This is a genomic window from Cystobacter fuscus DSM 2262 (assembly GCF_000335475.2).
GTDB lineage: Bacteria > Myxococcota > Myxococcia > Myxococcales > Myxococcaceae > Cystobacter > Cystobacter fuscus.
Window position 1 is genome coordinate 574509 of sequence record NZ_ANAH02000066.1, and the last position, 21879, is coordinate 596387.

Here is a 21879-nt window from a genome sequence, read left to right on the forward strand (position 1 = left end):
GGATTAGAATGCGACGAATCCGTCAGGTTTCCTATTCGCATTGCCGTGCCCACCCATGACCGACCGCCAAACCCCCAGGATTTCCTCACGAAAACAGCCCAAACAGGCTCGCTCGACCGAACTCGTCGCGGCGATCCTGGAAGCGGCGGCTCAGGTTTTGGCGAAGGAAGGCGCGCAGCGCTTCACCACGGCGCGGGTGGCCGAGCAGGCCGGCGTCAGCGTGGGTTCGGTGTACCAGTACTTCCCGAACAAGGCGGCGATCCTCTTCCGGCTGCAGAGCGACGAATGGCGGCGGACGTCCGAGTTGCTGAGCGGCATCCTCGAGGACGTCCGGAAACCGCCGCTGGAACGGCTGCGCCTCCTTGTCCACGCCTTCATCCGCTCGGAATGCGAGGAGGCCGGGATGCGCGTGGCACTCAACGACGCCGCCCCTCTTTATCGCGATGCGCCCGAGGCGCGGGAGGCGAGGGCGTCGGGTGACCGCGCCTTCCAGGCCTTCATACGGGAGGTGCTCCCCGAGGCCACGGAGGCGACGCGTGCATTGGCCGCCGAGCTGGTCACGACGACGCTCAGCGCGGTGGGAAAGGATTTTTCGGAAAGTCCCCGGACCCCCGCGGAGATCGAAGCCTTCGCCGAGGCCATGGCCGATATGTTCTGCGCCTACCTCGAAGGCCTCGGGAAGCGTTGAAGTAGCAGCAGCACTCGCCGCCTGCCTCCACACCTCTATCCCGCCTATACGCATACGCAACTCTCGGCCCTCGGAGAGGCAGGCGCCCACCCCTCCGGATCTGGAATCGTGCGGTATTTCGAGAGCGAGGGGGAGGACACCTGGGATGTGGAAGTCTGCCAGCCCTTCACGATCGATGGACCCCTACTGCTTCCAGGAGGGTTCGATGTGCTGACCCTCCCGGGAGGAACGGCGGCCTACACGGTGCATGGGGGGGAATGCGGCGGGGATTTCGGGATGCAGGGAGCCTATGAGGCGGTCTGTAACTGGATCCGGGAACACGGCCATGAAACCCAGGGGCCCCCCTATGAGGTGTACCTGTTCGAACAGGGCAACACCGACGACACCGCCGATTACCGCACCGAAGTGGCCTGGCTGATCCGCTGAGCCGGGAAACACCACACCCGCACGACGACGGAAAATCCACGCAAGAGGTTTCGCCAGAAGCGAAGCCAGGGAGCAGTCATGTCTACACGCACACTGGGAAACACAGGCATTCAGGTCAGCGCCCTCGGGCTGGGCGGATGGGCCATCGGAGGCCCTTTCCGGGGCGGCACCGAGGAATGGGGTTACGGACCGGTGGACGACCAGGAATCCATCCATGCGATCCAGAGGGCCGTCGAACTGGGCGTGACCTTCTTTGACACTGCTGCCAATTATGGGGCTGGGCACAGTGAACGGATTCTGGGAAGAGCCCTCGGCGGTCACAGGTCCAGCGTGGTGATCGCCACCAAGTTCGGCTACCGGGTGCTGGACGATCAGAAGCTGGTAGACGGTCTGGAGGTCCATCCAGAAGCCATCCGCCGCTCCTGCGAGGCCAGCCTGCGCAGGCTGGGTACGGAATACATCGACCTGTTTCAGTTCCATGTGGGCGGCCATCCCGCGGATCAGGTGGATGATGTGCTGGACACCCTCGAATCACTGGTGGCGGAGGGTCACATCCGTGCCTATGGCTGGAGCACCGATGATCCGGTGCGGGCCCGGGCTTTCGCCGCCGGAAAGCACTGTGCGGCCATCCAGCACCAGCTCAACATCTTCGAGGACAATCCTGAAATGCTCACTCCAGCGGGAGCGGAGCCGACGCCGCGAGAGGCGAGTCCGCCGCCTGAGGCAGCGACGAGGGCGGAGGCCGGCTCGTTGTCCGCGGCGGCTCACGCGCTGGGCGTCGTCACCTCCACCGTGGGCCGCCGGATGACGGCGTTGGAGCGTCGCCTGGGCTCGCTCGTGTTCCAGAGGATGTCCGTCTGACGCCCGAACCCGGGGGTTCGCATGCAGCTCCCGCGCTCACCGGAAGACCTGGCGGGGCACGTGGTGGTGGGCTTCGACGCGGCGCTCAGCGGTTCGAGGAATCACGTTCCGTCATGCTGGGCGTGCGCTGACGCTCCTGCCCGCCCCACCAGCGCTCGTACCACCTCGGCGGAGGAGGGGACGGGCGGCCATTGCCTCAAGTCACACACCGCGTCTCCCCCTATCTTTTTCACCGAGGTCTCATGAAGCACGGGGTGATGCCCATGGCGGAGGCGCAGGCCCAGAGGTTGGACGCGCTCAGGATCGACCGTTCGGCCCACTCCCGGCGGAGACACGGGCGGCGGTGGCTGCCGTGGGGAGCGCTCGCCGTCGTGCTCGCCCTCGTGGTGGCGACGCTGGTGGTGGGCGGTGCCCCCAGCGTGCGCGTGGCCGAGGTCCGTGAGGCCCGGCCCGGCGAGCAGCAGACGGAGCTCTCCGCCGCTGGATTCGTCGCCTCGCGCCGGCGCTCCGTCATCGCGCCCCAGGTGGCGGGCCGCCTCGTGGAGGTGGCGGTGGACGAGGGTGACGCGGTGAAGGAGGGGCAGGTGCTCGCCCGCCTGGATGACCGGGACGCGCGTGTGATGGCCGCTCGAGCCCGTGCGGAGATCCAAGCGGCCCGCCAGCGGCTCCTCGCCGCACGGGCCACGGCGACACGGGCGCGCAACGATCTGGCCCGGGCCGAGCGGCTGGCACGGGCGCAGGTCATCACCCGGGCCAGCCTGGAGGAGTCACAGGCCCTCGCCCAGGCCTCCTCCGCCGAGGAGCTGGCCGCGAGTGCCCAGCTCACCGCCGCCCGGCGCGCGGCGGAGGCCGCGCAGCTGCAACTGTCCCACACCGTGGTGCGGGCGCCCTTCCCGGGCACGGTGGTGCGCAAGCTGGCGGACGAGGGCGCGGTGCTCGCGCCCGCCGCGCTCGAGCAGGAGAACATCGGCGGCATCGTCGAGTTGGTGGACCTGGGGGCGCTCGAGGTGGAGGCCGAGGTCAGCGAGGAGCAGCTGCCGCGCATCGAGGTGGGCCAGCCCGCGCTCATCTTCCTGGATGCGTACCCGGACCAGGCTTTCGCCGGCAAGGTGCGCTCGGTACGCCCGGCCATCGATCGCTCCAAGGCCACCGCCGACGTGAACGTGCAGTTCGACGAGATTCCCCCGGGCGCGCTGCCGGACATGGGTTCGCGGGTGGCCTTCCTGAAGGAGGAACTGCCCCCGGAGGCGCTCACGAAGAAGGACGGGGCGCTGCGAGTCCCGGCCTCGGCGGTGGTGCGGAGCGAGGGGCAGTCCGTGGTGTGGGTGGTGCGGGACGGGCGGCTGAAGCGCCAGCCGGTGCGGGTGGCGGAGAAGGTGGGGGACGAGGTGGCGCTGGCGCAGGGGCCACGGCCGGGAACGCAGGTGGTGGTGTCGCCGGACAACCGGTTGCGCACGGGGCGCAAGGTGAAGGTGTTGACGGAGGGTGGATGAGCACCGTGCCGAGCGAGGTGACGCCTCCCCTCATCCGACTCCGAGGAGTCTCCAAGTCCTACCGGCGCGGCGACCTCGTCGTGCCCGTGTTGGAGGAGGTGAACCTGGACATCGAGACGGGGGCCTTCGAGGCCTTCATGGGCCCGTCCGGCTCGGGCAAGTCCACGCTGCTCAACCTCATCTCCGGGTTGGACCGGCCCACCACGGGCGTGGTGGAGGTGGGCGGGCAGGATCTGGCGCGCATGAGCGACAAGGAGCTGTCCGACTGGCGCGCGGGCCACGTGGGCTTCGTCTTCCAGATGTACAACCTGCTGCCCGTGCTCACGGCGGCGGAGAACGTGGAGCTGCCGCTGCTGCTCTCGCCGCTCTCGCGCTCCGAGCGCCGCGAGCACGTGGCCGCCGCGCTGGAGGTGGTGGGCCTGGGGCACCGGATGAAGCACCGCCCACCACAGATGTCCGGCGGCGAGCAGCAGCGGGTGGCGATCGCGCGGGCCATCGTCACGGACCCGGACCTGCTCATCGCGGACGAGCCCACGGGAGACCTGGACCGCCAGTCGGCCGAGCAGGTGTTGGACCTCTTCGAGGTGCTGCACCACGAGCTGCACAAGACGCTGGTGTTGGTGACGCACGACCCGCATGCCGCGCGGCGGGCGGACCTGGTGCGGCACCTGGAGAAGGGGCTGCTGCAATGACGTTCGGGCGGCTCGTCTGGAAGGATCTGCTGCGCAATCCCCTGCGGCTGGGCCTCACGGTGCTGGCGGGAGGGGTGGGGGTGATGGCCTTCATCTTCCTGCGCACCGTGGTGGACCTGTTCTACGTGGGAGCGGCGGCGGCCCAGGCGGACCGGCTCTTCACCCGCAGCAAGGTCTCCATCACGGAGGACCTGCCGCTGGCCTATCTGCCGCGCATCGCCGCGGTGCCGGGCGTGAGCGACGTCACCTTCTATGGCTTCTTCGGTGGGAGGTACGGCGAGTCCCAGAAGGACTTCTTCGGCTCGGCCTTCGTGGACCCGTCCTCCTTCATGAAGGTCTTCGACGAGGTGAGCGTCCCACCGGAGCAGGTGGCTGCCTTCACGGCGGACCCGTGCGGTGCGCTCATTGGCAAGGATCTGGCGGCGCGCTACGGCTGGAAGGCGGGAGATCGGGTGACGCTCAAGGGCACCATCTACCCGGGCGACTGGACCTTCACCGTGCGTGGCGTCTACGACGTGCTCAGCGGCGGCATGGACACGGCCTCGTTCTTCTTCGGCTTCCGCTGTCTCAACGAGAAGCTGCCGGAGAAGCGCCGGGACCGTGTGGGCGCCTTCCTGCTGCGGGTGGAGGATCCGTCGCGCTCGGCGCTGGTGTCCTCGTCGGTGGATGCCATGTTCGCCAACAGCCCGTACCCCACGCGCACCGAGAGCGAGCGCGCGGCCACGCTGGGCTTCATCTCCATGCTGTCGGCCATCATCACCGCGGTGCAGGTGGTGTCCACCGTCATCCTGCTCATCATCCTGCTGGTCATCGGCAACACGCTGGCCATGAGCGTGCGTGAGCGCACGCGCGACCTGGCGACGCTGCGGGCCATGGGCTTCAAGAGCGGACGGGTGGTGATGCTCGTGCTCTTCGAGTCGCTGGTCATCGGTCTGGCCTCGGCCGCGCTGGGGGTGCTCATCGCGCCACCGCTCATCCACGGGTTCATCTCGGCCGTGGGCTCGCAGCTGGGTGTCCCCAAGGACTTCATGCGCGAGAGCACGTTGCTGCTCGGGGCGCTGGCGGCGCTGGGGGTGTCGCTGCTGGCCGGGGCCATTCCGGCGCTGCGCGCCGTACGCATCTCCGTGGCCGAGGGGCTGAGGAAGGTGGCCTGAGCGATGATTCCCCTCTACTACAACACGCGCAGCCTCTGGGCGCGGCGGCTGTCCACGGGGCTCACCGTGGTGGGCCTGGGGCTCGTCGTCTTCGTCTTCGCCGCGGTGCTGATGCTGGCCAACGGCATCGAGTCCGCGCTCGCCTCCGGGGGAGACCCGCGCAACGTCGTCCTCCTCAACAAGGGCTCCACCAGCGAGCTGATGAGCTCCGTGGCGCGCGACGCCCTGCGCGCCCTGGGGAGCGCGACACAGGTGGCCTCCTCGGTGGAGGGAGCCCCGCTGGTGGCCGGCGAGCTGGTGGTGCCGGTGTTGCTGCCCCGCCCGGACGGCAACGAGTCCAACGTCAACGCGCGGGGCATCGGCCCCCAAAGCTTCGCCATCCGGCCCATCGTGCGGCTCATCGCCGGACGGCCTCCGAAGGCGGGGACGAATGAGATTGCCCTGGGTGAGGCGCTGGTGGGCCGCTCGCCGGGGGCGAGGCTGGGAGGCGAGCTGCGCTTCGCCGAGCAGCGTTGGCCGGTGGTGGGCGTCTTCTCGGCCGACGGCGGGGCCTACGAGTCCGAGCTCTGGGTGGACGTCAACCGGCTGGGCTCGGCCTTCGACCGGCCGGGGCTCAACTCCATCGTCGTGCGGACGGGCTCGGTGCCGGCCCGGGATGCCTTCATCCGGGACGTAGAGGGAGACCCGCGCTTCACGCTCGATGCGAAGCCGGAGCCCGAGTACTGGGCGGAGCAGGCCACGTGGCTGGCCAGCTTCATCCGGGTGCTCGGCCTCTTCGTGTCCTTCATCTTCAGCGTGGGCGCGGTGCTGGGCGCGATGATCACCATGTACGCGCAGGTGTCGGCGCGGCTCACCGAGCTGGGCATGCTGAGGGCGGTGGGCTACCGGCGCCGCAGCGTGCTCGCGAGCATCCTCATCGAGTCCGCGGTGCTGGGGGCGGCCGGAGGGGTGCTGGGCGCGCTGGGAGCGCTGGCGACGCGGTGGATGGAGATTCGCACCTTGAACTTCCAGACGTTCGCCGAGGTGCGGTTCGGCTTCACGCCGACCCTGGGCATCGTGGTGGCGGCGCTCGTCTTCGGGACGGTGATGGGCGTGCTGGGCGGGATGCTGCCCGCTCTGCGGGCCTCACGGCTGTCCATCCTGGATGCACTGAGAGCATGACCTCGCCGTGCGTCTTCCAGCGGTGTGGGGGCATGGGCGCGGCCGAGGTGCGGCACACTCATGCCACTCTGGCCATAGCCGCGCGTCGGCAGCCGGCCTCCCCGCTCCACCGCCGGAGCCGGGAGGAACTCTCCGTCCGTAAGGGGCCCCGCTCGGCATCAAGTCGGTGGGAGAGATTGGCATCACGGGCGCGTGCGGCGGAACTCCGATACGCCAGCACTCCCGGCTCTCGCCCTGACGTCAGGGCGGGGGAGGCTGCGTCCTCCCCCGAATCGTCCAAGCGAGCCTGTCCCTCAATTCTTGGCGATGTTCAGTCGAGCGGAATTACCATACTCACCCGCGTAGCCCTCGATGATGATCAGCAGGAGATCCCCTTTTTGGAGCGAGGGGAGCGTGATCCGCGACCGAAGGCTGCTTCCCACATCATCACTGCATCCCATGACTTGCGACGTGTTCCTGTAGTTGCGGATTTGCAACACGGTATCGAAGTTCGAGTTGGAGGTGCTGAACGAGTACGAGCCCGCCGAAGGCGCCTTCCACACATAAGCGATGTCTCGCGACCCCCCACCGTTGCAGCTGACCGACCACTGGTTGGTGGCCGTGCTGATGTTCGCATAGGTGGTGACAGGAGAGCCCATGGCACTGCCCAGGTCCTTCACGAGGGTCTGTGCGTACACCATTCCAGGCTCCGCGAACTCGGCCGCGCTCGAGTCGGTGGTGCCAGACTTCTTGGGCTGCTCGGACGGAGCCGAGGCAGGCTCCGTGCCGTCTCCCTGCTCATCCTCCAGCGCGGGACCGCACGCCCCCAGGGCAAGCGCACAAGCGACCATACAAAAAGTGGACGCACCCAGACTCTTCATGACTCACCGGTTTGGTTAGGGATTGAACGGCACGATGTGGATCTTGGTTCACCAGGCAGCCGCCGCGAAGCTCGGCGCCAATCCACCTGCCGATAAATAGAAAAATCAGGCATGGGTGTCAATGGCTTGTGCTGTTGTTTTGCTGCGCTGTCGTGTGTGGGGGGGGATGTTTGTGGTGAAATTGAATTGATTGTGCTGGCGAGTGAGTTTCTCGTTTCGGTGCGTGATAGTGTTTGTGGACGGATTCGTCCATGCTCATGGCCGAGACCGTCCAATGACACACAGGGGGGCGAGGTCGAGGCCTCATGAGGGAAGGCCAGGGCATGGGACTTCACCTTCTGCCAAGACGGCCGGAGTGCTTCGTCACCCGCACCACGATCCAGGCAGTTGCCCTTGGGCGCCTCGTTCCCCCAGTGCGCGCTCAGGCAGTGCTCCCTCCCATGACGGTTGGAAACGAGGGCCGTGAAAGAGGGGCTCGCGCACCAGGCTCCGGGCTCGGACATGTCGATTGTCGAATCGAGTTTCGAGCCCGGAGGGCGGAAATTAAAGCTTGCCTCGGAGGGTGACGAACATGGACGCGACGCAGGCTGCGGTGCAGGCAGGTCTCGAGGGAGTGGTGGTGGCCGAGACCCGGTTGAGCGAGGTGGATGGCGAGCGGGGGCGGTTGGTGATTGCCGGTGGGGACGTGGAGTCACTCGCCGGAGCGATTGGCTTCGAGGAGGTGTGCGCGAGGCTCTGGGCCCCGTACGCGAAGGAGGCCTTGCCTCCTTCGCTCCAGGCGGCCCTGGGCGAGGCCCGGGTGCGCGCCTTCGGGTTGCTCGAGCGGGGAGGGGATGCGTTGGAGGCGCGCGACGCGATGGACGCGCTCCGGGCCGCGGCGGCCCACGTTCCGGCGCACCCGGGCGAGGAGCTGGCCACGTTCGTTCTGCTCACGGGCGCGCTGGCGGTGTTCACCGGCGCCTTTGCGAGGCGCGCACGCGGCCTGGCCCCCGTGCGGCCGGATCCCTCGCTCTCGCACGCGGCGGATCTGCTGCGCATGGTGACGGGCGAGTTCCAGCCCGAGCGGGCGGCCGGACTCGAGGCCTACCTGGTCACCGTGTCCGACCATGGGCTGAATGCCTCCACGTTCACCGCGCGGGTGATTGCCTCGACGGGCTCGGATGCGGTGTCGGCGGTGGTGGGGGCCATCGGGGCGTTGAAGGGACCCCTCCACGGAGGCGCTCCCGGGCCGGTGCTGGACATGCTGGACGCCATTGGCGCTCCGCAGCGGGCCGCCGCGTGGCTCGAGTCGGAGCTGCGCGCCGGGCGCCGCATCATGGGCATGGGCCACCGCATCTATCGGGTGAGGGACCCTCGCGCGGCGGTGCTGGAGCGCGCGCTCGAGCGGCTCGAGCAGGGGGGCTTGAAGACCGAGCGGCTCGCGCTGGCGCGAGCGGTGGAGCGCGCGGCGGAGGAGCTGCTGCGCCAGCGCTACCCGGACCGGCCGCTGCGCGCGAACGTGGAGTTCTACACGGCGGTGTTGCTCGATGCGGTGGGGCTGGAGCGCTCGCTGTTCCCGGCCGTGTTCGCCTGTGGCCGGGTCGCCGGGTGGCTGGGCCATGTCGCCGAACAGCGCGCCACCGGCCGGCTCATTCGCCCCGCCTCCCGCTACGTGGGGCCGATGCCGGGCTGAGTGGGTCGCAAATGGGGCATGCTCACCAGAGTGCCTTCCACACGTAGCGAGGCCGTCAGCCATCTCGCCGAGAGGTGAAGCATGCGCGCAGTCCGTCTGGGCCGACGTTCGTCATCTTGGAGTCTCTTCCTGGCGCTCTCCGTCGCGAGCGTGCTCGCTGGCTGTGTTTCGCCGTCGGAGGGCTCGTCCGGCGAGACTCCTCTACCCGACAGCGGCACTCCTTCACCCGATGGGGGGACTCCGCCTTCGTTCACCTGGGGCACCGGCACGGACACCGGCACGCTCGCGGGCAACGTGTGGACACCTGGACGTGACACGGCGGGACTCGTGAACGCGGTGTCGTGGGCGCTCGTCCCCAAGGGGCGGTGGATCGAGGTCGCCGGAACGCCGCTCACCTCGCTGGACGCGGAGGTCAAGGCGGCGCTTCCTGGCTTCCGGGATCTCGGCTCCGGGGGGATCGCCGCGGTCATCAACGCCTTCTCCGGCGTGGCGGTCGACGCGCCTGGCGCCCGTTGGTGGGCCTTCGGCGGCGGGCACGCCGACAGCTCCAACAACGGCCTCTACCGCTTCGACATGGCGAAGATGCGCTGGAGCATCGAGCAGCTCCCCGACAACCCGGCGAACTGGACGGGGGTCGTCTATGGGAACACGTACAGCTACTACCCGCCCGCCGAGGAGTACTCCAAGGCCCACCCGGACAGTGACGTCTACTCGGATGAGTTCTTCGACCCGGCCCGGCCCGCCGCGTCGACGGGCCACCCGGTGGCCCGCCACACGTACAACGGGCTCGTCTACAACCCGGACCTCCAGGAGGTGGCCTTGGGCGTCCGGCGGATGTGGCGCTACAGCCTGACCACCCACACCTGGAAGCGCCACAACCCCTTCAACACCCCGGGGGCCACCTACGACGGAGTGACGGGATATGGCGGCTCGGCCGGCTGGACGTTCTGGGACGAGGTGAGCCACCGCTACCTCTTCGGCACCACGGAGAACTACAACTATTCGAAGTGGTGGTCTTTCGGCACCGACGACCAGTCCTGGCGCTGGGAGGTCGTGACGCCCCCCATCTGGCATTTCGCCCAGGTGGTCCGGGTGGGTCGCAAGCTGGTGAGCTTCCCCGCCCCGGAGGCGCCTCATGGCACCTTCCCTCCGAGGCTGATCACGTACGACCTGGACACGACGAAGTGGGAAGAGCTGCGCCTGAAGAGCAACCTCGAGCTCTCCCGCTGCTACAGCGATTACTTCGAGGGACAGATTCTCACCTACGTGCCACCGCTCAACCGCTACATCGCCGCGTTCCGGTACGACCGCGACGGGGATGGCAGCTTCGAGTACCGGACCTTCGAGATCGATCCGGTGGCCCTCGAGCTCCGCGAGGCGCCGGAGTACGAGGCCGGCGCCTTCGGCGGGTGGCACGAGCTCGTCAAGAACCGCTTCTTCTACCTGGCGACGCACGACGCCCTCGTCTACGTGCGCAAGGGAGAAGAGAACCTGCGCGTGTTCCGGCTCCCCTGAGCACGGGCACGATTCAAGTCAATTGACCTGGGCGGTTCACCGGCGCCTCCGGCCGGTTCACCGCACGGGTGGAGCGCTTCACGGAACACCGGCCGCCAGGCGGGAGCGGGCTCTGTAGGGTGGTTTTCGCAACCCACCCTTCCCAGGAGCCCTCCATGTTCCCCACCCCCAAGTCCCTCCTCCTCCCCGTGTTCGCCCTGGCCCTGAGCGCCTGTGGAGGCGACATGACGGAGGCGACGGACGCCGCCTCCTCCGCCGAGCCCACCGTGACCGCCAACCAGGGGCTCACCTCGGTGACGCTCGGCCGCTACAACATGCCCTTCTATGTGCCGCCCCGAGTGGCGGGTGACGCGGACTTCGCCGGCCACGGCCCCGACATGGACATCGATTTCGAGATGGAGCTGCGCAACGGCGACACCGAGCTGTGGGTGGGCATGTACGTCTTCGGGCAGGAGGTGGGGGGGACCACGCGCGTCGAGGGCGGCGTATGGCACAAGGTCTTCACCGCTCCCTCTCCCATCCTGTCCGTGGCCCCCCAGGGCGTGGTCCCCACGGGGCCGGAGTTCCACTACGGCTACAGGAACTATGGCCATGCCACCAAGACGTTCCAGTTCCCCCAGCTCAACCCCGCCAGCCGGCTGGTATGGCAGATCTCCTGCGTGGCGGACACGGATGGGGACGAGGCCGGCTCCAAGACGGGCTGCAGCTCGATCCTCCACGAGATGACGATCACGTTCTGACGGGCGCCCGGCGGCCGCGCCGTCACGCCCCCATCACGCTGCCCCCGTAGAAGTCCTCCACACCATTCCGATTCCAGGAGACATGCGTGGACGCTTCCTCGAGGACCCTGACACACCGCGGTATTTCCCGGGCGGAGCCCCCTCCGCCCTCGCGCCCGCTCGAGCGCCTGGTAATCCGGGAGGTCGGCCGGGTGCTCTTCGTGCCCGTGAGCGAGGTGGACTGGCTGGAGGCCCAGGACGACTACGTCCAGGTGCACGCGGGCCGGAGCACGTACCTGCTCCGGCAGTCCCTCCGGGAGCTGGAGGCCCGCCTGGACCCCCACCACTTCATGCGCATCCACCGCTCGACCATCATCAACGTCCAGCGGCTGCGGGAGATGCGCCCCCTCTTCCATGGCGAGTACCAGGTCTTCCTGTGCGATGGAACGAGCCTCAAGCTCAGCCGCGGCTATCGCGACCGGGCACGGAGCCTCATGGAGTGGGCCTGATCCGTTCGTTCACGTGACGACAGGAACTCGGGCCCGTGGGGCGTCTCCGAGCCGTTGCTCTGTGTCGTCCCGCACGGGAGCGCGCATCCGCCCGTCGACAAGCCCGGACCCATCTGCCAAGGAGGATGCACCGCGTCGCGAGCGCGGCCATTCAGCCAAAGGGGATGGATAGATGCAGCGCATTCGAGTGGGCGGCTTGCAGGTGGATTCCCGGCTCCATGCCTTCCTCATGCAGGAGGCCCTGCCCGGCACCGGCGTGGACGCCGAGGCGTTCGGCTCCGGACTGGACGCCCTCGTGCACGCGTTGGCCCCCGTCAACCGCTCCCTGCTCCAGCGCCGGGACGCCCTCCAGAAGGCCATCGACGACTGGCACCGCGCCCACCCCCGGCCGTTCGACCCCAAGGCCTATCTGGCCTTCCTGGAGGAGATTGGCTACCTGCGGCCCGAGCCCCCGCCCTTCAGCGTGGGCACCGCGAACGTGGACGAGGAGATCGCCCGGGTCGCCGGCCCGCAGCTCGTCGTGCCGGTGACCAACGCGCGCTACGCCCTCAACGCCGCCAACGCCCGCTGGGGCAGCCTCTATGACGCCTTCTATGGCACCGACGTCCTCCCCGAGGACAACGGCGCCACGCGCTCGGGGCCCTACAACCCCGTGCGCGGCGAGCGCGTCATCGCCCGCGCCCGCGCTTTCCTCGACCAGGCCTTCCCCCTGGCCCGGGGCTCGCACCGCGACGTGACGTCCTATGCCGTGGAAGGGGGCGCCGTGGTGGCCACCCTCGCGGAGGGCCAGCGCACGGGCCTCGCCCAGCCCGCGAAGTTCGCCGGCCTGCGCGGCGAGCCGTCGCGCCCCTCGGCCCTGCTGTTCGTCAACCACGGCCTGTACGTGGAGCTGACCATCGACCGCGGCCACCCCGTGGGCCGCACGGACAAGGCGGGCGTGGCGGACGTGCTCGTGGAGTCCGCGCTCACCGCCATCATGGACGGCGAGGACAGCGTGTCCGCGGTGGACGCCGAGGACAAGCTGGTGCTCTACCGCAACTGGCTCGGGCTGATGAAGGGCACGCTCTCGGCGCACTTCGACAAGGGCGGCAAGAAGGTGGAGCGCCGCATGGCCGCCGATCGCGTCTACACGACGCCGGGCGGGGGCGAGCTCACCCTGCACGGCCGCAGCCTGATGCTCGTGCGCAACGTGGGCCTGCACATGTACACCGACGCCGTGCTGGACAAGGACGGCGCGCCCATCCCCGAGAACATCCTGGATGCCGTCGTCACCTCGCTCATCGCGGTGCATGACCTGCGCGGGCCCAACGCCCGGCGCAACAGCCGCACGGGCTCGGTCTACACGGTGCGGCCCAAGATGCACGGCCCCGAGGAGGTCGCCTTCGCCGACGACTTGTTCTCGCGCGTCGAGCGGCTGCTCGGCCTGCCCGCCCACACCCTGAAGATTGGCATCATGGACGAGGAGCGCCGCACGAGCGCCAACCTCGCCGCGTGCATCCACGCGGCGCGCGATCGGGTGGTGTTCATCAACACCGGCTTCCTGGATCGCACGGGCGATGAGATCCACACCTCCATGGAGGCGGGGCCCATGGTGCGCAAGAACGAGATCAAGTCCACGGCGTGGATCAAGGCCTACGAGGATCGCAACGTGGACGTGGGGCTCGCCTGTGGGCTCAAGGGCCGCGCGCAGATTGGCAAGGGCATGTGGGCCGCCCCGGACAAGATGGCCGACATGCTGGCGCAGAAGGTGGGCCACCCGCAGGCGGGCGCCAACACCGCCTGGGTGCCGTCGCCCACGGCGGCCACCCTGCACGCGCTGCACTACCACGAGGTGGACGTGGCGGCCCGGCAGGAGGCCCTGCGCCAGCGCGCGCCCACGCCCCTGTCCACGCTGCTCACGCTCCCCCTGGCCCCCGAGGCGAAGTGGTCGCCCGAGGAAGTGCGCCAGGAGTTGGACAACAACCTCCAGGGGATTCTGGGCTACGTGGTGCGCTGGATCGATCAGGGCGTGGGCTGCTCCAAGGTGCCGGACATCCACGACGTGGGGCTGATGGAGGATCGCGCCACGCTGCGCATCTCCAGCCAGCACGTGGCCAACTGGCTGCGGCACGGCGTGGTGACGGAGGCCCAGGTGCGGGAGGGCCTCGAGCGGATGGCCGTGGTGGTGGATCGGCAGAACGCGGGAGACCCGGGCTACCGGCCCCTGGGGCCGCGGTTCGACGGGGTGGCCTTCCAGGCCGCGAGGGAGCTCATCTTCAAGGGCCGCGAGCAGCCCAACGGCTACACCGAGTGGATCCTCCACGCCCGGCGCCGCGAGGCGAAGGCCTCCCGGCGGTAGGGCGGGGGGCATGAAGCCCTGAAGTCGCCAGTGCTTGCTCAGCACCTGGCCTCGATCGGCGTTCACCCAGGATCCAACGCTTGCTCCCGGCCAGTACCCGAGACCTTCCGGATCCTCTACCGGACCTTCAACGGTTGCCACTACGACACGAATACGTCCAGCCGCTCACAGATCTATCTGGGAATCAGCCTCGTCCCGCTCGAAGACATCCTTCGTCAGTGGAACCGTCTGGAGAAGGATGCGTTTTCCCAGCGGTTCCACCCGGGCGAGTATTGGAACGCCGGATGGATTCCCTTCCTGGAAATGGAGCGCTGGGGGCTGGGAGTCATCGACACAACCGGCTGCTTCGGGGGCCCGCCAGGACAGATCATCCAATTCAACTACAAGGTAGGAGCCGAGCGAGACATCACGTATGTGTCCTTCGATGCGTGGCTCCTGTTGCTCCTCGAGCATCTCGAACGAGCACCCTTCTTCCAGAAGCGGCACGCGCTCCCCCCAAGGCATCGCCCGCCGCTGAGCGAGCTTGCCGCGCACCTCAACCCGGGTCATCCGCGGAGCGTGGTCCTCAGGCCTGTCACTCCACCGCCCACGCCTCATGACAGGCCGTGACAAGGACGTGAGCAGGTGGCCATCGGACGCGGCATGTGCGGGGGCGGCTTCCAGCTCGAGGAGGGCGTGCGCTACTCGGTGCGGCTGATCGCGGTGGACATGGCGGGCAACGAAGCCGTGGCCCCGGGAGGACCGCTGATCATCCAGGGACCCCGGCCGTAGTGGGGAGACTCAGAAGCGCGTCGTGGCCTGCGTGAGGGCCAGGTTGCCGAAGTCAGGGAGTGTGGTGGACATGACGGGGAGTGAATCCGCGGCCCCGGGGAACGTACCGCTCAGGGGGAATCGGGCAGAAGGCGCAACCGCCGCCGCCGTCTCGCGATAATCGAGAATACTCATTTCCCGAGACTCCCATGCAAATCCGCAACGCCCTCCCCACCGCCGCCACCGCCCGGACGGCCGCCGCCGCGACCGTGACCGCACCGCCCGCCGGCCTGGAGTTCGGCAACCGGGGCCCCCAGGTGAAGCAGTTGCAGGACGCGCTGGTGAAGCTCGGCTACATGACGAAGGCCCAGGTGGCCACCGGCCCCGGCATCTTCGGCGAGAAGACGAAGGCCGCGGTGACGAAGTTCCAGGCGGACCACAAGCTGCCTACCACCGGCTACTACGGAGACCTGACCCACGCGGCGCTCAAGAAGGCGCTCGGCGCGGACTCCAAGCCCCCCAAGCCCGGCACCTTCACCAAGCCGCCCGTCGTCAACGCGCCCTCGCCCAACTCCAACTCGCGCGGCGGGGCGGACATCGACACCATCGTCCTGCACCACACGGGCTCCAACAATGGGGCGGGGGACCTCGCCTGGATGCGCAATCCCCAGAGCCAGGTGTCCGCCCACTACATGCTGGACCGCGACGGGAAGATCTACCAACTGGTGGGCGACGAGAAGCGCGCCTGGCACGCGGGCAAGGGCGAGCTGCACGGGGTGCCCACCGACGTGAACGGTCGCTCCATCGGCATCGAGATCGTCAACGACGGCTCGGGCAAGACGCCCTTCACCGACGCCCAGTACAAGTCCCTCACCCAGCTCGTGGGCTACCTCAAGCAGGAGTACAAGGTGCCCGCCAACAACATCCTCGGGCACAAGGACGTGGCCGTGCCCAAGGGCCGCAAGAGCGACCCCGCCGAGAACTTCGACTGGAACCGCCTGCGCGCGGGCCTCTGACGCCCCGGGGTGGCGCCTCGCGCCTGGTTGCGACGGCCGATTCAATCGCGCTAGATGGGTGCACATCCACTCGATGGGTCACCCTCCATGACAGACAAGCAGGTCTTCCAGGACGAGTACTTCACCGTCCTCGTCGACGAGCGGAGGGGCATCGTCCGCACCATTCGCAGCAGCACACCGTTCCCCTCGCTCGAGGAGCTCGGCGGCATCTTCGCGCGGCTCGGTGACGTCCTGGATTCATTGGGGCGCTCGCGGTACGGACTGCTCGCCGACCTCCGGGCCGGCCCCGGCCGGAACGATCCCGAGTTCGAAGTCGTCATGGAGCAGCACCACCGCCCCCGTTGGGTCGGCGGCTTCCGCAAGGTCGGCGTGCTCGTGCGCAGCACCGTGGGCGTGATGCAGATCCAACGTCATGCCCGAAGTGACGGCTTCGAACGGATGATCTCCAAGGACGAGGACGAGTTGCTGGCGTACCTCACCGAGGACGTCCAGGTGATATGATTTAGCGCCCGCGCGAGTCCGCGTGGGGCAAGGGTTCCGGAGGGGCGCTCGCGGAGGCCCTCGTCAACCAAACTCCTTACGGGAGGTGTCATGGGCAGAGATCCTGTGCGGCTGAGCCGCCGACGCGTCATCGCGCTGGGTGGTGGGGCCGCCGTCAGCGCCGTCGCCTGTACGGCGGCCGGCGATCCGACCAGTCCCGAGCAGCCCCAACCCGGCGTGCGCCCCCGGTTTCCGGTGCGCACCGGCCTGGACCACCTGGTGGAGGGCGGTTTCGCGGCGCTCGCCGGTGCGCGGGTCGGCATCATCTCCAACCCGACCGGCGTGGACGGCAGGTACAGCCACCTGGCGGACCTGATGCACGCACACGCCCGGGACACCGGGGGGCTGACCATCGGCGGCGTCTTCGGCCCCGAGCACGGTTTCCGCGGCTCCGCGCAGGCCGGCGGCAGCGAGGGCACCGGGATCGACGCGCGCACCGGGCTGACCGTCTACGACGCGTACAACGCCAGCCAGGCCACCTGGGAGACCCTCTACGAGCGGGCCGGCGTACAGACCGTCGTCTTCGACATCCAGGACGTCGGCAGCCGGTTCTATACCTACATCTGGGCGCTCTACGACTCGATGGTCGCCGCCGCCCGGCGTGGACTGCGCTACGTCGTGCTCGACCGGCCCAACCCGGTGGGCGGCAAGGCGTACGGGCCGATGATGACCACCCGCTTCACCACCGCCGTCGGCAAGAAGGAGATCGTCCAGCAGCACGGGATGACCGTCGGCGAGCTGGCCCGCTTCTACAACGGCGAGTTCCTGCCGACCGACGCCGGGCGCCAGGTCGAGCTGGAGGTCATCGAGTGCAGCGGCTGGGTGCCGAACATGATGGGCGCCGATACCGACGTTCCGTGGGTCATGCCGAGCCCCAACATGCCGACCCCGGACAGCGCGCTGGTGTACCCCGGTACCGGCATGTTCGAGGGCGTGGTGAGCTTGTCCGAGGGTCGCGGCACCACGCGCCCATTCGAGCTCATCGGCGGGCCCGGGTTCGACTACCACTGGAGCGACCAGCTCAACGCCGCGAACCTGCCCGGGGTGTCCTTCCGGGAGGCCTACTTCACGCCGACGTTCAACAAGTTCGCCAACACGCTGTGTGCCGGCGTCGAGGTGAAGGTGACCGACCCGCGGGCCTTCGACCCGATCCGGACGGCCGTCGCGATGCTGGTGGAGGCGCGCAAGTTCCCCGCCTTCGCCTGGCGGACCGACTCCTGGGACGCCGGGCGACCGTACTGGATCGACAAGCTGAGCGGGTCCGAGCGGCTGCGCACGATGATCGACGCCGGGGCGTCCACGGAGGAGATCGTCGGCGCGTGGAGCGACGAGCTGGCGGAGTTCGACGCCCGGCGCCGCCCGTACCTGCTCTACCGCCGCGGGTGACGCCCGCCTCGCGCACGGCGGTACGCCAGGTCTCGAGTCAATTCAAGCGGAGTCGTCCCGGGCGCGCTGCTGCTGGATGGCGCGCAGCAGCGCTTCATCGGAGAGGGCCTTCTCCCAGTCGCCTGGCAGCTCGATGCGCACGGACTTCGCGCCGCCGCTGGGCGTGCAGGTGACATGGAAGCGGTTGCCCGAGTCCCCGACACGCGCCGCCTCGGTCTTCTCCGGATCCTTGCCCAGGCCCGCGAAGGCCTGGATGCAGCTCCACTTGATTCCGTCGCTATCCGTGACTTCCCGTGGCATGCGCACCTCGCGAGGTTTCAGGGTGCGCATCGCCTCGGGCGCGGACAACCCGTCCCGGGCACGAGCGCCCCGGAGCGCCACGGCGGCGCGTCCGGAGAGCCCACGCGGGCAGCTCAGGGGATGAGGGGCGCGAGCGCGGGGGCGATGTACGTCTGCTTCGCCTGCTGCACCGTCGTCCAGTCGTCCTGGAGCAGGCCGCCGGTGTCATCGGAGTTGGGATTGAGCGACCAGAAGGCGAAGCTCATTCCGTTGTTCGCGAGGTAGCCCGTGAGCGTCTGGATCCACTGCTTGTCCGAGTCGATGAGCAGCTTGGTGCCGAACTCGCCGAGCCACACCGGGGCGCGGTTCTCCTTCACGAGGAAGCCCCAGGTGGCGTCCCACACGCCCGGCAGGTTGGCCGGGTAGCCGGTGGAGCCCTTGTTCTGGAACCACGGCTGGCCGTAGACGCTCTCCGGGTAGTCGTGCGCCGAGTACACCACGCGCCCCGGCACGTTGAGGCGCACCGGGTAGTCGCGCGCGCCCCGCAGGTTGCCGCCCCACCAGTACCAGTTGTTCTGATAGATCTCGATGCCCTCCACGATGATGAGCAGGTCCGGGTTCACGCCGAGGATGGCGTTGCCCGCGCGCTCGGCGGCGAGCCGCCAGTCGGTGTCGAGGTTGCCATCGCCCCAGGTGGCGCGGCCGTGCGGCTCGTTGTGCAGGTCCACGCCCACCACGGTGGGATTGCCCTTGTAGCGCTGGGCGAGCATCTTCCAGTCATCGATCCACGCCTGCTCCTCGGTGGCGCGGTTGGAGCGGTACCAGAGCTCCGACTGGCTGTTGGCGTCCGGACGGTGCCGGTCGAGCACGACGCGCAGCCCGCGCGCCCCAGCCGCCGCGATGATGCGATCCATCACCTGCAGGGACGTGAGCCCGGCGAGCTCCGGATTGAGCGCGTTGTTCATGCTGAGTGGATCCGGGGACACCCCATCGCGCAGCATGGTGTTGCTGTAGGGCAGGCGCAGCGAGTTGTAGCCGAGCGACTTCACCTGATCGAGCAGGCTGTCCATCGCGCGGCGATCCAGCCCGTAGGGCACGCGCGAGGGGCCCTCGAAGCCGAACCAGTTCACGCTGGTGAGCCGCACCACCTGGCCCGTGGACGAGAGGATCTTCGCCCCCTCGGTGTGCAGGTAGCCCGCGGCGCCTGGCGGCGGCGTTCCGGCGTCGGTGCCCGCATCGGTTCCGGCGTCCGTCCCCGCGTCGGTGCCCGCATCCGAGCCCGCATCGGTTCCGGCGTCCGTCCCCGCGTCGGTACCGGCGTCGTTGCCGGCGTCGGGGCTCGGGGTGGTCCCGTACACGCCGTCCGAGGCGCACAGGGACAGCGTGGCCCCCGGCTGGAAGAGGGCCGAGCACGAGGTGGCCGAGCCCCCGGCGTTCACGGCGCGCAGGCGCACCTGGGTGCCCCGGAAGGACTGACTGCCGGTCCAGACGTTCGCGTCCCAGGCCGCCTGGCTCAACGCCGTCCACGAGCCTCCGTTCACCGACACTTCCACCCGAGCCGGGGCGGGGGAGGCCGTGATCCGGGCCTCCAGCCACCAGTCATTGCTCGACGTCTGGAGGAAGAAGGACACGGGGGCGGCGAGCCGCTGCTCCCACTCCGTGAGTGCTGACTCCTCCTCCGCGACGCCGCCTCCACACGCGGCGGTGAACAGCACCGCGCCCAGCAACATCCCCATTCTTTTCATGACACGACCTCCGGCTGTACGGGCTCGATGGCTTCCTGGATGGTTCGGGAAGAAAATTGCCATCCAGGAAAAACACGAAAAGCCCCCAAAGGTCAACGCCATATTCAAGACACGAATCCCAGTCGCAAAATCCAAGAATCCGCAACAACCCGTCGGGCCCCGAATGGGACTCCGTGACGAGCGTGTGACAATGAAGGGAGAAGGGGGAGTAATGAGCTGCCATCAACCCGATCGGTTGTTGAGGCTCCATGAACTCAGCGAGCAGCTCCAGCGCGAGTCATTGAGAACCGTACTCAGTCGAGGAAGCGGCGCCACCAGCGACGGGCCACTCCGGGAGGACAGTCCCGCCAAGTCACGTGCTCGGGGAAGGGGAAGAGCCAGGGCTCGAGCGCGCGCGCCAACTCACGGTAGGCGGGCAAGGTGTCTCCCTGGAGCAGGTCGCCCGCTTCGGGCTCCGCGCCGAGCGACACCACGGCCCGGTCGTCCCCAAAGGGTTGCACGGTGGTGGAAGGGGAGTGCAGCCGGGAGCGGAGCGCCTCGGCCCCACCTACCTGGGTCAGCACCTGCGGACCGAGGAAGTTGAGCCAGTGCACGCCGTCCACGCGCGAGCCCAGGTCGCGCTGGCCATGCGTCACGTCCAGTCCCGGGTAGCGCAGTGCTTCCTCGTGGATGTCCCTCATGGAGGGCCCCCAGAGGTTGGGGGAGAAGAAGGCCAGCCCCGCGTGGCCCGACACATAGGGCAGCAGTGCGGCCAGTTCCATGATCTCCGCTCGCATCCGCTCGGGACCATGCGCCTCCAGGTGCTCGGTGGGCCAGGAGAAGCTCACCAGACTGACCTGATCCTGGATGGGCGGGCGCCACGGCAGACGTGCCCAGTAGAAGAAGCCGTAACCCGTGACGCCGGTGGTCCCCACCGAGAGTTCCACCGTGCGATCGAACTGCTCCTTCACTTTCTGTTTGAGAAAGGACTCCTCCGCCTCCTCATCCAGGATCGCATCCGGTGGGGGTGGCGCCAGGGTGTCCCGGATGTCCGCCCAGCCGTCCTCATCGAGCGGCATGGGCTCATCTCCCAGGAAATACTCGGTGAAGGCGTCCGCCCCCAGTCCCGCGTTCCGCAAGTACACCTCGAGGGCATGACTGACGGGAATCGCGAGTTCTCGATGCCCGAAAGGCAGGTGCAGCACGAGACGGATCACCTCCCGCTGGAGGAGGCGTCCTCCTTTGTTGGGTGAGGCAGGGTGACGGATGCGAGGAAGAGGATGCTTCATCGGCTGATTCCCAGTTGGGGCGTGACGAGTGCTGGCTGCTCCGCACCGGAAAGCTCTTTGTACTTGTCCAACTTTTGACGCACGGTTTCCCCGGTGTCACCTAGGGGATTGCTCTTCTTGCTCGCCGTACAGGGAAAGTAGAAGTCATAAAGACGTTGAATGTGGTTGGCATTCCGGACGAAGTGGAGAACGAGATCGGGGACCAGCGAATCCCATCGTGTGTCGGTGATGGAGTATCCGCCGGTTGTGGGCTCCTTGCCGTAACGCGGTTCCCGAGTGAAGTGGTCTGGGAACTTTTCGCCAAGTTCTCGCTCGACACACGCGAAGGCGACCTCGTGCTTCATCGTCCCAAGTTCCATGGATCGCCGGATCTTCCTCCCCAATTTGTCGTGGCCAACGACGCGATTGCACTCCTTGTCATCCGGGAACTTGCCCTGGCCATACTCGCGCTCATTGACCTGGAAGTCTGCCTCGCGGGCGCATTGCACGAGCACCGCCTCTACCTGGGCCACTTCCGCCTCATTCAGGAAGTCCTTGAGTGTCAGCAGTCCTCTCATGGCCTGCGCTGCCCTCACCACCGCTGGTGTCGAGGGCACAAGCAATTCTCCACTGGCGGCCGGCGCCATGCACCCGGGGCTGAGTGCACAGGACTGGGTCTGGAGGGAAGGGACGTACTCCGGCAGACCGCGAAGCCCCGTGGCACAACCTGTGAACAATAACAGGCTCATCAGCGGCGACCGCATGCACTCTCCGGCAATCCGACAAGTACCCCTTCGTGTTCGAGAAATGAACCGCGCTATCGACATA

Annotated in this window: 22 protein-coding genes; 17 read left to right on the top strand and 5 right to left on the bottom strand. The window is 68.2% G+C overall.

Translation table 11 applies throughout. The features are described from left to right. The first annotated feature begins 55 nt into the window (after positions 1-55). The 7 genes from D187_RS43005 (at position 56) to D187_RS43035 (ending at position 6475) form a co-directional block, all read left to right on the top strand. Positions 56-688: a TetR/AcrR family transcriptional regulator gene (locus D187_RS43005; RefSeq protein ID WP_043434317.1), complete on the top strand. Its 633-nt coding sequence runs from the start codon at positions 56-58 to the stop codon at positions 686-688. Positions 689-796: 108 nt separating this feature from the next. Further along, complete coding sequence (locus tag D187_RS43010; protein WP_051256787.1) at positions 797-1114, top strand: GyrI-like domain-containing protein; 318 nt, start codon at positions 797-799, stop codon at positions 1112-1114. A gap of 78 nt (positions 1115-1192) precedes the next feature. Continuing rightward, positions 1193-1975, top strand: coding sequence for an aldo/keto reductase (locus tag D187_RS51240; RefSeq protein ID WP_076606335.1), 783 nt, complete (start codon positions 1193-1195; stop codon positions 1973-1975). A 242-nt stretch (positions 1976-2217) separates the two neighbouring features. Further along, the gene (locus D187_RS43020) at positions 2218-3468 is read left to right on the top strand and encodes an efflux RND transporter periplasmic adaptor subunit (RefSeq protein ID WP_002620835.1); all 1251 of its coding nucleotides are present in this window, start codon (positions 2218-2220) and stop codon (positions 3466-3468) included. After that, a complete protein-coding gene (locus D187_RS43025) occupies positions 3465-4160 on the top strand; it encodes an ABC transporter ATP-binding protein (protein ID WP_002620836.1) in 696 nt (231 codons plus the stop codon). Before D187_RS43020 ends, D187_RS43025 begins: the two co-directional genes overlap by 4 nt. Next, positions 4157-5314, top strand: coding sequence for an ABC transporter permease (locus D187_RS43030; RefSeq protein ID WP_002620837.1), 1158 nt, complete (start codon positions 4157-4159; stop codon positions 5312-5314). Before D187_RS43025 ends, D187_RS43030 begins: the two co-directional genes overlap by 4 nt. A 3-nt stretch (positions 5315-5317) precedes the next feature. Then, positions 5318-6475 (top strand): ABC transporter permease, encoded by a 1158-nt coding sequence (locus tag D187_RS43035; protein WP_002620838.1) that lies wholly within the window; start codon positions 5318-5320, stop codon positions 6473-6475. 293 nt (positions 6476-6768) lie between these two features. Here the strand turns inward: D187_RS43035 and D187_RS43040 are convergent, their stop codons facing one another. After that, positions 6769-7305: a hypothetical protein gene (locus D187_RS43040; RefSeq protein ID WP_043434320.1), complete on the bottom strand. Its 537-nt coding sequence runs from the start codon at positions 7303-7305 to the stop codon at positions 6769-6771. Between the two features lie 601 nt (positions 7306-7906). On the opposite strand from D187_RS43040, the gene D187_RS43045 reads away from it, so the two are divergent. The 10 genes from D187_RS43045 to D187_RS43085 all read left to right on the top strand — a co-directional run bounded on the left by D187_RS43045 (position 7907) and on the right by D187_RS43085 (position 17780). Beyond that, positions 7907-9007 carry a citrate synthase gene (locus D187_RS43045; RefSeq protein WP_002620840.1) on the top strand — a complete coding sequence of 367 codons (1101 nt, stop codon included), beginning with the start codon at positions 7907-7909 and terminating at the stop codon, positions 9005-9007. Between the two features lie 81 nt (positions 9008-9088). Then, a complete protein-coding gene (locus tag D187_RS43050) occupies positions 9089-10522 on the top strand; it encodes a hypothetical protein (RefSeq protein WP_002620841.1) in 1434 nt (477 codons plus the stop codon). A 155-nt stretch (positions 10523-10677) separates the two neighbouring features. Beyond that, complete coding sequence (locus D187_RS43055; RefSeq protein WP_002620842.1) at positions 10678-11262, top strand: hypothetical protein; 585 nt, start codon at positions 10678-10680, stop codon at positions 11260-11262. A gap of 86 nt (positions 11263-11348) precedes the next feature. Further along, the gene (locus D187_RS43060) at positions 11349-11750 is read left to right on the top strand and encodes a LytR/AlgR family response regulator transcription factor (protein WP_002620843.1); all 402 of its coding nucleotides are present in this window, start codon (positions 11349-11351) and stop codon (positions 11748-11750) included. Between the two features lie 172 nt (positions 11751-11922). Then, positions 11923-14088, top strand: a complete 2166-nt coding sequence (locus tag D187_RS43065; protein WP_002620844.1) for a malate synthase G — start codon at positions 11923-11925, stop codon at positions 14086-14088. Positions 14089-14118: 30 nt separating this feature from the next. Then, the gene (locus tag D187_RS59480; RefSeq protein WP_002620845.1) at positions 14119-14697 is read left to right on the top strand and encodes an SMI1/KNR4 family protein; all 579 of its coding nucleotides are present in this window, start codon (positions 14119-14121) and stop codon (positions 14695-14697) included. A gap of 15 nt (positions 14698-14712) precedes the next feature. Beyond that, positions 14713-14859 carry a hypothetical protein gene (locus D187_RS56055; protein WP_002620846.1) on the top strand — a complete coding sequence of 49 codons (147 nt, stop codon included), beginning with the start codon at positions 14713-14715 and terminating at the stop codon, positions 14857-14859. A gap of 188 nt (positions 14860-15047) precedes the next feature. Next, positions 15048-15854 carry a peptidoglycan recognition protein family protein gene (locus D187_RS43075; protein ID WP_002620847.1) on the top strand — a complete coding sequence of 269 codons (807 nt, stop codon included), beginning with the start codon at positions 15048-15050 and terminating at the stop codon, positions 15852-15854. A gap of 87 nt (positions 15855-15941) precedes the next feature. Beyond that, positions 15942-16355 carry a hypothetical protein gene (locus tag D187_RS43080; protein ID WP_002620848.1) on the top strand — a complete coding sequence of 138 codons (414 nt, stop codon included), beginning with the start codon at positions 15942-15944 and terminating at the stop codon, positions 16353-16355. A gap of 90 nt (positions 16356-16445) precedes the next feature. After that, positions 16446-17780 (top strand): exo-beta-N-acetylmuramidase NamZ family protein, encoded by a 1335-nt coding sequence (locus D187_RS43085; RefSeq protein ID WP_002620849.1) that lies wholly within the window; start codon positions 16446-16448, stop codon positions 17778-17780. Positions 17781-17822: 42 nt separating this feature from the next. Here D187_RS43085 and D187_RS43090 read toward each other — a convergent pair whose 3' ends face one another. The 4 genes from D187_RS43090 to D187_RS51245 form a co-directional block, all read right to left on the bottom strand. Continuing rightward, positions 17823-18161, bottom strand: a complete 339-nt coding sequence (locus D187_RS43090) for a hypothetical protein (RefSeq protein ID WP_002620850.1) — start codon at positions 18159-18161, stop codon at positions 17823-17825. A 32-nt stretch (positions 18162-18193) separates the two neighbouring features. Further along, positions 18194-19804, bottom strand: a complete 1611-nt coding sequence (locus D187_RS54445) for a glycoside hydrolase family 5 protein (protein ID WP_020918676.1) — start codon at positions 19802-19804, stop codon at positions 18194-18196. A 293-nt stretch (positions 19805-20097) separates the two neighbouring features. After that, positions 20098-20988: a type VI immunity family protein gene (locus D187_RS43100; protein WP_002620852.1), complete on the bottom strand. Its 891-nt coding sequence runs from the start codon at positions 20986-20988 to the stop codon at positions 20098-20100. A gap of 80 nt (positions 20989-21068) precedes the next feature. After that, positions 21069-21815: a hypothetical protein gene (locus D187_RS51245; RefSeq protein WP_245591972.1), complete on the bottom strand. Its 747-nt coding sequence runs from the start codon at positions 21813-21815 to the stop codon at positions 21069-21071. Positions 21816-21879: the final 64 nt, after the last annotated feature.

Excerpts from the sequence above, each read along its gene's own strand:
- D187_RS43080 (WP_002620848.1), top strand. The coding sequence starts at position 15,942 with ATGACAGACAAGCAGGTCTTCCAGGACGAGTACTTCACCGTCCTCGTC.
- D187_RS51240 (WP_076606335.1), top strand. The coding sequence starts at position 1,193 with ATGTCTACACGCACACTGGGAAACACAGGCATTCAGGTCAGCGCCCTC.
- D187_RS43005 (WP_043434317.1), top strand. The coding sequence starts at position 56 with ATGACCGACCGCCAAACCCCCAGGATTTCCTCACGAAAACAGCCCAAA.
- D187_RS54445 (WP_020918676.1), bottom strand. The coding sequence starts at position 19,804 with ATGAAAAGAATGGGGATGTTGCTGGGCGCGGTGCTGTTCACCGCCGCG.
- D187_RS43030 (WP_002620837.1), top strand. The coding sequence starts at position 4,157 with ATGACGTTCGGGCGGCTCGTCTGGAAGGATCTGCTGCGCAATCCCCTG.
- D187_RS43035 (WP_002620838.1), top strand. The coding sequence starts at position 5,318 with ATGATTCCCCTCTACTACAACACGCGCAGCCTCTGGGCGCGGCGGCTG.
- D187_RS43075 (WP_002620847.1), top strand. The coding sequence starts at position 15,048 with ATGCAAATCCGCAACGCCCTCCCCACCGCCGCCACCGCCCGGACGGCC.
- D187_RS43045 (WP_002620840.1), top strand. The coding sequence starts at position 7,907 with ATGGACGCGACGCAGGCTGCGGTGCAGGCAGGTCTCGAGGGAGTGGTG.
- D187_RS43025 (WP_002620836.1), top strand. The coding sequence starts at position 3,465 with ATGAGCACCGTGCCGAGCGAGGTGACGCCTCCCCTCATCCGACTCCGA.
- D187_RS43055 (WP_002620842.1), top strand. The coding sequence starts at position 10,678 with ATGTTCCCCACCCCCAAGTCCCTCCTCCTCCCCGTGTTCGCCCTGGCC.
- D187_RS43040 (WP_043434320.1), bottom strand. The coding sequence starts at position 7,305 with ATGGTCGCTTGTGCGCTTGCCCTGGGGGCGTGCGGTCCCGCGCTGGAG.
- D187_RS43085 (WP_002620849.1), top strand. The coding sequence starts at position 16,446 with ATGGGCAGAGATCCTGTGCGGCTGAGCCGCCGACGCGTCATCGCGCTG.
- D187_RS43020 (WP_002620835.1), top strand. The coding sequence starts at position 2,218 with ATGAAGCACGGGGTGATGCCCATGGCGGAGGCGCAGGCCCAGAGGTTG.
- D187_RS43050 (WP_002620841.1), top strand. The coding sequence starts at position 9,089 with ATGCGCGCAGTCCGTCTGGGCCGACGTTCGTCATCTTGGAGTCTCTTC.
- D187_RS51245 (WP_245591972.1), bottom strand. The coding sequence starts at position 21,815 with ATGCGGTCGCCGCTGATGAGCCTGTTATTGTTCACAGGTTGTGCCACG.
- D187_RS43065 (WP_002620844.1), top strand. The coding sequence starts at position 11,923 with ATGCAGCGCATTCGAGTGGGCGGCTTGCAGGTGGATTCCCGGCTCCAT.